Origin of the sequence: Methylocystis sp. (assembly GCF_050246715.1) — a bacterium.
In the GTDB taxonomy this organism is placed as follows: domain Bacteria; phylum Pseudomonadota; class Alphaproteobacteria; order Rhizobiales; family Beijerinckiaceae; genus Methylocystis.
In genome coordinates, this window is sequence record NZ_JBFWVN010000081.1 from 1 (window position 1) to 9,325 (window position 9,325).

Sequence of the window (9,325 nt, forward strand, 5' to 3'; positions counted from 1 at the left end):
AGGCCTTCCCCGAGAGCACAGAATCACGACAGCGGCGCCGGATCAATTTGCAAGCAAACAGCATCCCGCGCAGTGAAAACCTGCGGAAACGATTACTTCCGCAGGTCTCAAAACTTCGTCACGTCAATGCCTTGCGAGTTCTTCACGGATGACCAATTCTCCGCGTGCGACGCGGGCGTCAACACCCGTTCAGGCGCCGGGCTTTAAGGCGCGCGGCGCCGTCCCGCAACGTTCACCGGGTCGGCGGCGACGGCAACTTGATCAGTTGGCCGGCGCGGAACCTCTTCACCTTCAACTCCGGATTGGCGTCGGCAAGCGCTCGCCATTTTTTCGTCGTTCCATAGAGGCGCTTGGCAATGGATTTGAACGTGTCTCCCGCGTGGGCCGTATAATTCCCTGGGTCCTTCGCAACGGCGGGCGCTGGCGGCGGCGAGGCTTCGCTGGTTGCCACTTGTGGCGGCGTTTCCGGCTTTTCGTTCGCCGTATTCCCGGCAGTTGCTGAATCATCCGGCGCTGCCGGCGCCGCGGTCTTGTCGTCGGAGGCCGCCGCCGTTTCGCCGGCGTCGGGCGTCTCCCCGGAGGCCGACGTTTCGCCTGCTGCGGGCGTCCCCTCGGCGGTCGTAGTCTCGCCGGCTGCGGGCGTCTCCTCTGTCGTCGCCGTCTCTTCGGTTACTGCGGCCTCTTCGGTCTCCGGCTCATGCTGCTGCGCCGTCGCGGAGTCCGGACCGATATCGGACGGACGCGGTCCGGCGACAAGCAGATAGGCAATTGCAAGCCCCGCGACGGCGACCGAAACTTCAGCGACGCCGCGACACCGCTGCGGCGGGAAGAGCGGCGGCCGTTCACGATCGTCGCTGTCGTCTGCCGTCGCCGGCTCGTCCTCCCGCCCGCGCAGCCAGACCAGCGCCTCGAACAGGAAATACAGGAACAGCGCCGCCGTCACAGGCGGCTTCCGGAGCGATTCCGGCGCAAACATATAGGCGACGACCCCGAGCTGGATCAGCGCGGAGACCCAAGGCAAGCCAATCGCGCCCAGCGCCAACCGCCGACGCGCCGCGACCGCGGCCGCGAGCGCGAAGAGCACGAGATAGACCCAGAGCAGCGCGCCCTGGCCGTTAAAATCCCAGCCAAAGGCGCCCGCGCCCAGCAAATAGATGAGCCCCACGGCGGCGGCGCCATAGGCCGCATGAACCAATCGCTGCCGTCCCAGCATCCGACTGAGATGAAAGACAAGCGCCGCGACGAGCGCCGCGATCAAGATCGCGGCGAGATAAGGGAACGGAAGTGAGATCATGAAACCGCGCTCCTTAGCGGTTCAGCGGCCGGCATTCGGCTTTTCACTTGAATGCGCATGCGGATGTGACAGTTTCTTGCATGCGGAGCGGCGCCAGGGGCAATTATTTCGACTTCTCCGACACGCCAGCGCTTTCAAAAGTAGCCATGTCGCGATGACAGGCAAGCGCCGCTTTGATCAGGCCGATGGCGAGCGCGGCGCCGGAGCCTTCGCCAAGCCGCATGTCGAGTTCAAGCAGCGGACGCTTGCCTAGCCGCGCCAGGACCTCGCCATGCGCCCCCTCCGCCGAGACATGGCCGGCGACGCAATGTGCAATCGCATCGGCCGCAATCGCATGAAGCAGCGCCGCCGCGGCGCAGGCGACATAGCCATCGAGCACGACCGGGATGCGATTGAGCCTCGCAGCGGCGATCGCTCCCATCATCGCCGCGATTTCACGCCCGCCGAGCCGGCGCAGAATCTCCAAAGGATCGGCGAGATGCGGACCATGCAGCGCCAGAGCGGCGTCGATCGCGGCGTTCTTGCGCGCAAGGCTGGCGTCGTCGAGGCCCGTGCCGCGTCCCGTCCAGCGCGACGCCGGTCCCCCATAGAGCGCCGCATAGATCGCCGCCGCGCTCGACGTATTGCCGATGCCCATCTCGCCTGGGGCCAAGAGGTCGATTTCGCCGTCGATCGCCTCCATCCCATAGGCGAAGGTCGCCGCCGCCTCGCGCTCGTCCATGGCCGGCGCTTGCGTAAAATCCGCCGTCGGCCGTTCGAGCGCGAGTTCGTAAACCTTTAGGCCGACGCCATATGACTTGCAGATTTGATTGATCGCCGCGCCGCCGGAGAGAAAATTCGCCACCATTTGCTCTGTCACGCTTGCCGGAAACGCCGACACGCCCTGAGCGACGACGCCGTGATTGGCGGCAAAGACCGCGACGAGCGGGCGTTCGATCGCTGGCGCCGCCCTGCCCTGCCAAGCGGCGAGCCATTCGACGATCTCCTCGAGACGCCCGAGCGCGCCCGGCGGCTTGGTGAGCAACCTGTCACGGGCGCGAGCCGCCGCGACGGCCTCGGCATCGGGCCCTGGGAGCGCCGCCAGCAATATCCGGATTTCTTCGAAGGGACGGACGTGTTCAGCCATGCCGCCGGCTTTACCGGCTCATCGCGCAATTGGCGAGCGCTCGCGTCATTTCGCAATGACGGCGTGAACCGTCGGCGGATTATTCGCGGCCTTGCGCGTTAGGCTGGCCGCAGCGCCGCTTGGCTCCGCATCTGCTCGAAAGCCGCGAGCGCGCGCTCGCGCGCCATAGCGTGCTCGACGATCGGCCGGGGATAGTTGTCGCCGAGCCGCACGCCGGCCGCGCGCAGAATATTGTCCGGCGCCGCCCAGGGGCGGTGGATGTAGCGGGCGTCCAGCCCCGCCAGTTCAGGCACGTAGCGGCGCACATAGGCGCCATCCGGATCGAATTTCTCACCCTGCAGCACGGGATTGAAAATCCGGAAATAGGGCGCGGCGTCGGCGCCGCAGCCCGCCACCCATTGCCAATTGGCGCTGTTATTGGAGAGATCGGCGTCGACCAGCGTGTCCCAGAACCAGCGCTCGCCTTGTCGCCAATCGATGAGCAAATGCTTGATGAGAAAGCTTGCCGAAACCATCCGCGCCCGATTGTGCGTCCACCCCGTGACCCACAATTCCCGCATCGCCGCGTCGACCAGCGGATAGCCGGTCTGACCGTTTCGCCAGGCGTCGAGCGCAACCTCGTCTTCGCGATAGGGAAAACGCTCGAAACTCCTGTCGAGCGGACGGTCGGGCAGGTCCCAATTGGCGATCAGCAAATGATGGCAGAATTCGCGCCAGCCGAGCTCGCGCAAATAAGCGTCGCCGCCGATGCTGGCGGGTTCGCTGATCGCATGCCAGACGTCCCGCGGCGATAATTCGCCAAAGTGCAAATGCGGAGAGAGACGCGAAACGCCGACCCGACCCAGGAAGTCGCGTTCCGATTTGTAATCGGCGACATGATTGCGCGCGAAGTCCGCCAGTTCGGCGCGGGCCGCCGTCTCGCCGACGAGCCAGGCCTTGCGCAAACCGACCGCCCAATCCGGGTTTTGCGGCAGTAACCGCCAGGCGTCGAGGTCCTCGCTGTCGGGCGGGAGCGGCGCGGCGCGCAGACTTGTCGGGGCCGGCAAAGGGCGATCAGGCGGCGGCGCGGCGAGACACGCCCGCCAGAAGGGCGTGAACATCCGGAAGCCCTCGCCCGCCTTGGTGCGAAGCGTTTCCGGCTCGAACAGCAAGGAGGCGTGAAAGCTATGGGTTTCAACGCCATCATCGCGCAGCTGCGAAATGATTTCCTCGTCCCGCCTGATCGCCCAGGGCTCATAGAGCTTGTTCCAAAAGACGGCGCCGGCGCCGGTTTCGGCGATGATCCGCTCAAACACATATTGCGCGCGCCCGCGGCGCAGCGTCAGCTGCACGCCCCTTTCAGCGAGTATCTGAGACAGCGCCGCGAGCGAGTGGTGCAGCCACCACTGCGCCGCCGCCCCCGGCCGCCACTGGCCGGGGCTAACGTCGTCCAAAACATACAGCGCGACGAGCGGGGCGCCGCTTCGCGCCGCCGCAGTGAGGGCCGGATTGTCCGCGATGCGCAAGTCATTGCGAAACCAGACAATCGCCGGCGCATTCATATTGAATGAACCCCGTTCGACTCTTCCGAAAGGTTACGCCGCTCGTTCCGCCTCGACGAACGATCCTTGACTTAAGTCGTAACCACTGCGGGAGCCCAGGGTTCCATGATCCGCGCCTCTCGACGTCATTCTCGGCGAATTGCTCGGTCAGTGGAGCCGTTTCGCGTGCTTGAGCCCATAGAAGAAATAAATTCCTATCCCAATTGCCGTCCAGATCAGCAGCCGCAGCCATGTGTCGAGCGGAAGCGCGACCATCAGCGCGAAACAGGACAAAATGCCGGCGATCGGCAGCCAGGGAATGCCAGGCGCGCGGAACGGCCGGACTATTTCGGGATGCATCTTGCGCAGGTGAATCACCGCCATGCAGACGAGCGCAAAGGCGGCCAGCGTCCCGATGCTCACCATTTCGCCGAGCACGTCGAGCGGCAGAAGGCCCGCCGCGAGTGCGACAAGGACGCCGACAAGAATCTGGCTTACGGCGGGCGTGCGCCATTCCGCGTGAAGTCTGGCGAAGATCGGCGGCAGCAGGCCGTCATGCGCCATCGCGAAGAAGATGCGGGTCTGTCCGTAGAGCAGCACCAGGATCGCCGTCGTCAGCCCGGCCAGCGCGCCGAGCTTCACCGCCCAGGCGAGCCAGGACACGCCGGTGCGATCCATCACCAGCGCCATCGGGTCGGGAACGCCGAGTTCCTTGTAATTGACGACGCCGGTCGCGACGGCCGCGACCAGAATATAGAGAATCGTGCAGACGATAAGCGAGCCGATGATTCCGATCGGCACGTCCCGCTGCGGATTATGGGCCTCTTGAGCGGCGGTCGAGACCGAGTCGAATCCGATATAGGCGAAGAAGACCACCGACGCGCCGCGCACCACGCCGCTCCAGCCGAAGACGCCGAACTCGCCCGTATTTTCAGGAATGAGTGGCGTCCAATTGGCTTGGTCGACGTGCGCGGCGCCGAATACGATCACCATCAGCACGACGGTGACTTTGATCGCGACGATGATGTTGTTGAACAGCGTCGACTCGGTCGTGCCGCGCACGAGCAGCGCCGTCAACAGCACGATGATCGCCGCAGCGGGAATGTTGAAGAGGCCGTGCACGGCGTCAGGCGACGCGCCCTGTCCCGTCGGATCGGCGAAATAGGCGGTGGTCAGTTCGGGCGGCAGATGTATGCCGAACCCTTGCATCACGCGATTGAAATAGCCGGCCCAGCCGACCGCGACCGTCGCGGCGCCGGCGGCGTATTCGAGTATGAGATTCCAGCCGATGATCCAGGCGAAAATCTCGCCGAGCGTCACGTAAGTATAGGTGTAGGTGCTCCCGGCGACGGGGATGAGCGCCGCAAGCTCCGCGTAACACAGCGCGACAAAGGCGCAGGCGAGCCCGGACAGCAGGAAGGAAATCATCACGCCGGGGCCGGCGTAATTCGCCGCCGCCGTGCCGGTCAGCACGAAAATGCCGGCGCCGATGATTCCGCCCACGCCAAGAGACATCAACGACGCCCAGCCGAGCGCGCGCTTCAAGCCATCGCCTTCGGCGGCGTCGTGTTCGGCGATAATCAGGTGGATGGATTTGCGGGTGAGGTAGATCTTGTTGGCGGGTTGCGACAAGCTTCGCCCTTTCGCGCTGCGCGGCGCCTAAGCGTTCGCGCCTTCGGTGGGGCCGATTATCATTGCGGCGCCAAAACATACAAGCGGAAAGGTTTGAGGGCCGCCTCGGCGGCGGCGCTTTGCCCGATTCGCCTTCCAAATCCGTGGCTTCGAATTCCAGATCGCGCCCGCCCGAGCCTGGCGCGGCTTGCCTTGCGACGGTCTTTGCGATAGCACGGCTCAAGCGCGGCGCGGCCGCTTTTTAAGAGGCCAGCTCGAGAATGGCGTCATGAGCCAGAAGCCTATCAACTATTTGCACCTGTCGACGCTCGTCGCCGTGGCGATCCTTGTCGGCACCGAGCTCGTTGGCGCGTCCTGGGCGGCGGGCTGGGCGCTCGGCGGCTTATTCCAGCTCGATCCCCTTGTCAGCCGGGCGCTAGAAATCATCTTTTCGCTCATCGGCCTCATCGGACTCTATTTCTTCATGCGGACCGCCATCCGCAATGAGCCGATCCGCGGCTGAATAAAGGGTCTCGCGCCCTTCATGTCTGACGCCCCACGAAACAATCGCGGCGGACGCAGGCCAAAGCGCACATCTCCCAAACTTCGCAATAAGGACGCCGAGATGGTCGAGAAGCAGGATCGTCGCTCGTTTCTCAAAGCGGCGGCGGCCACGAGCGCATTAGGCGCCGTCGGCGCGCCGCGCAGCGAAGCGGCGACCAGCGTCTCCAATCTCCGGCTCGGCGAGCCGAAATCCTTCTCCTTCGAAACCCTGAAGCAGACGGCGCAACGGCTGATCAAGGAGCCCTATCGCCAGCCGAACATTCCCTCACCGGAAATCACCTCGCAGATCGATTACGAGAAGTGGGGACAGATCACCTACAACACTGACCATGCGCTTTTCGCCAATACCAACGAGCGCTTCCCGGTCGAATTTTTCCACCTCGGCATGTTTTTCAAAAAGGCGGTGCGCATGCATGTCGTCGAGAACGGCGAGGCGCGCGAAGTTCTCTACGACACCAGCTACTTCAACATGCCGGCGGATTCCATCGCGCGGCAATTGCCGGCCGGCGCGGGCTTTGCGGGATTTCGCATTCAGGAAGCAAAGGACGGCGCGCTCGACTGGAAGCGAAACGACTGGGTCGCGTTTCTTGGCGCGTCATATTTCCGGGCGATCGGCGAACTGCGCCAATATGGGATGTCGGCGCGCGGCGTCGCGCTCGACACCTGGCAGTCCGGGTCGAATGAAGAATTCCCCGACTTCACCGAGATTTACATCGGGCCGGAGACGGCCGACGGCGTCGTCCTGCATGCGCTGCTCGAAGGACCATCGATCGTCGGCGCCTATCGCTTCCTGATGACGCGCGGCAAGGGCGTCGTCATGGACATCGACTGCTCGCTCCATTTGCGCGGCGCTTTCACCCGCTTCGGCGTCGCCCCGCTCACCTCGATGTTCTGGTTCTCGGAGACCGCGAAACCGACGGCGATCGATTGGCGGCCGGAAGTGCATGATTCCGACGGGCTGAGCATGTGGACCGGCGCCGGCGAGCGCCTGTGGCGGCCGCTAAACAATCCAAACCGGGTGATGGCGTCGGCATTCGGCGACGCTAATCCCAAGGGCTTCGGCCTGATGCAGCGCGACCGCAATTACGATCACTATCTCGACAACGTCTTTTACGATCGCCGCCCGAGCGTCTGGATCGAACCCAAGGGCGACTGGGGCAAGGGCGCGATTCAACTCATCGAAATCCCGACCGACGATGAAATCCACGACAATGTTGTCGTCGTCTGGGTCCCCGAGAAGCCCGCCGTCCCCGGCGCCTCATTCGAATATTCCTATCGGCTGCACTGGCTCGCCGACGAGCCCTATCCGGCCAAACTCGCGCGTTGCGTCGCGACGAGACTCGGCAATGGCGGCCAGCCCGGCAAGCCGCGACCCAAGGGCGTGCGCAAATTCATGGTCGAGTTTCTCGGCGAGCCGCTGGCGAAACTCCCCTTCGGCGTGAAGCCGGAACCGGTGTTATGGGCCTCGCGCGGAACCTTCTCTTATGTCTTCACCGAAGCGGTATTCGACAATGTGCCGGGCCATTGGCGGGCGCAATTCGACCTCACGGTACAAGGCCCGGAACCTGTGGAAATGCGGCTGTTTCTGAAGAACGGCGACGAAACGCTTTCGGAGAACTGGCTCTACCAGTATCACCCGTTCTAGCGACTGCGACTTTGCTCGTCCGAGAGCAGCGGACGAAGCCGATCCGCGACGACCTTGCTATAGGCCGCCATTCCATCGAAGTTGAAGTGCATATCGTTTGGAAAATAGTAGCTCTCGGGCTTATCTTTGAATATCAGCCTGAGGTCGGGCGTTGCATCGTAAATGGCGACGTTTTTAGTTTCAGCTACATCCTTCACTGTTTCGAAAACCACGCTGTTAAAGATCGGACCAGCGCTTCCGTTGAGCAAATGATTGAGGTGTGGGTGCCTTATAAAAATCAAATGGCTTAGCGGGAAATGACTCTCCTCGAGCACGGAAACGAGCTCTTCGACGTTTCCCTTAAAAAAAGCCAACTCATTTTTGAACTTCTCGCGCGCGGCCGCGGGGTCCAGGCTGGACAGTTCAAAAACTGGTGAAACTTCCATGGATTTTTTATCTGTATTTCCTTTATAGCTAAACGCCTTTACGTATGTCCCGAAAACTACCTTAAGCAACCTCACTATATAGAGGCGCTGGCTCCGTATATCCTCTATTTCAGCTATCAGCCCTCGATAAGCGTCGGGCGCTTTCACGCCGATGTTTCTACCCAATTCATCACGGGTGATGAACTGCTTGTATCGAACATTGTCATCAAAGAAATCTGTTTCGTCGATGTCGACGACGACGTAATCTGGCTTGATGACCGGATAAAGCGTCCTCAATTGCGGCACAAATATCGCTGGAGAATAAGATGAAAGCCCGGCGTTAAATGGTTCTATACATATATTTTCCTTTGTAAACAATTTAGATAAAATGGAAGGAATAGTATGTCCATCATCATAACCATCCATAAAAGAATCTCCAAGGAACAGTATTTTGATAGGCTGAGGACAAATCGCCGGCTTCTCCAATCCCGAATATCGACGAACACCGAACTGGTCGTATTCCCGGCCGTCAGCAGCTTGGCCGGACTTCGGCATATGGTTGAGCGTGTCAGACGCCCGCAATCTGGCCAGGTCATTAAGCTCCAGGTCATATATCTGATGAAATGACTGTTGAGTCCTCAGTATCAGCTCAAAACAGGCAGCAAACAAAATTATCATAATCGCGTAAAATACCACGACAACACTCTTAGGCGGCTTTTTCAATTCGGATTTTTTGACGATCATACCAGTTATTCCTTAAACTCTACCCTGAGTGAATCCATACGCCTTGTGACGAAAGAATCAAGCCGGTCCAGTCGCGCTAAACTGACGACTACGAAAATTTCGGGCCTAGGCTAAAACGCGAGCCTAAGCCGTTTCATTGATCAGCGCGCCTCTCGGACCCACAGTTCCGACACGAAAACGCGCCATCTCCTCTTCCGCTTCCGTCGCACCACGATCGGCGGCAAAACGGAACCAGAAAGGGTTAGGCTTTCCAATGTCGTGGCGCCGCATTGGAATATTCGATGGCCAGCCGCTAACCCGTCTTATTCGTGACGGCGCGACTTTCGGCGTCGTCGTGATGTCGGGCGGCATGGCCGCGCGGCGGCGTTCGGGTTTTTCACCCCTTCTAGGACCGCACTTTATGGAACGCGTTGGAGG

General features: G+C 61.5%; 7 protein-coding genes. 2 read left to right on the plus strand and 5 right to left on the minus strand.

Annotated elements, in window-relative coordinates; all coding sequences use genetic code 11:
* Positions 1-232: 232 nt before the first annotated feature.
* The 4 genes from AB7I51_RS16720 to AB7I51_RS16735 all read right to left on the minus strand — a co-directional run bounded on the left by AB7I51_RS16720 (position 233) and on the right by AB7I51_RS16735 (position 5,572).
* Complete coding sequence (locus AB7I51_RS16720; RefSeq protein WP_428405419.1) at positions 233-1,294, minus strand: LysM peptidoglycan-binding domain-containing protein; 1,062 nt, start codon at positions 1,292-1,294, stop codon at positions 233-235.
* A 103-nt stretch (positions 1,295-1,397) separates the two neighbouring features.
* The gene (gene cobT, locus AB7I51_RS16725) at positions 1,398-2,420 is read right to left on the minus strand and encodes a nicotinate-nucleotide--dimethylbenzimidazole phosphoribosyltransferase (protein WP_428405420.1); all 1,023 of its coding nucleotides are present in this window, start codon (positions 2,418-2,420) and stop codon (positions 1,398-1,400) included.
* Positions 2,421-2,518: 98 nt separating this feature from the next.
* The gene (locus AB7I51_RS16730; RefSeq protein ID WP_428405421.1) at positions 2,519-3,961 is read right to left on the minus strand and encodes a cryptochrome/photolyase family protein; all 1,443 of its coding nucleotides are present in this window, start codon (positions 3,959-3,961) and stop codon (positions 2,519-2,521) included.
* Between the two features lie 147 nt (positions 3,962-4,108).
* Entirely contained in the window at positions 4,109-5,572 is a 1,464-nt protein-coding gene (locus AB7I51_RS16735) for an amino acid permease (RefSeq protein ID WP_428405422.1), read from the minus strand.
* 268 nt (positions 5,573-5,840) lie between these two features.
* On the opposite strand from AB7I51_RS16735, the gene AB7I51_RS16740 reads away from it, so the two are divergent.
* Both AB7I51_RS16740 and AB7I51_RS16745 read left to right on the plus strand, forming a co-directional pair.
* Complete coding sequence (locus AB7I51_RS16740; protein ID WP_428405423.1) at positions 5,841-6,074, plus strand: hypothetical protein; 234 nt, start codon at positions 5,841-5,843, stop codon at positions 6,072-6,074.
* A gap of 102 nt (positions 6,075-6,176) precedes the next feature.
* Positions 6,177-7,760, plus strand: a complete 1,584-nt coding sequence (locus tag AB7I51_RS16745; protein WP_428405424.1) for a glucan biosynthesis protein — start codon at positions 6,177-6,179, stop codon at positions 7,758-7,760.
* Here the strand turns inward: AB7I51_RS16745 and AB7I51_RS16750 are convergent.
* Positions 7,757-8,908 carry an SGNH/GDSL hydrolase family protein gene (locus AB7I51_RS16750; RefSeq protein ID WP_428405425.1) on the minus strand — a complete coding sequence of 384 codons (1,152 nt, stop codon included), beginning with the start codon at positions 8,906-8,908 and terminating at the stop codon, positions 7,757-7,759. The genes AB7I51_RS16745 and AB7I51_RS16750 overlap by 4 nt on opposite strands.
* Positions 8,909-9,325: the final 417 nt, after the last annotated feature.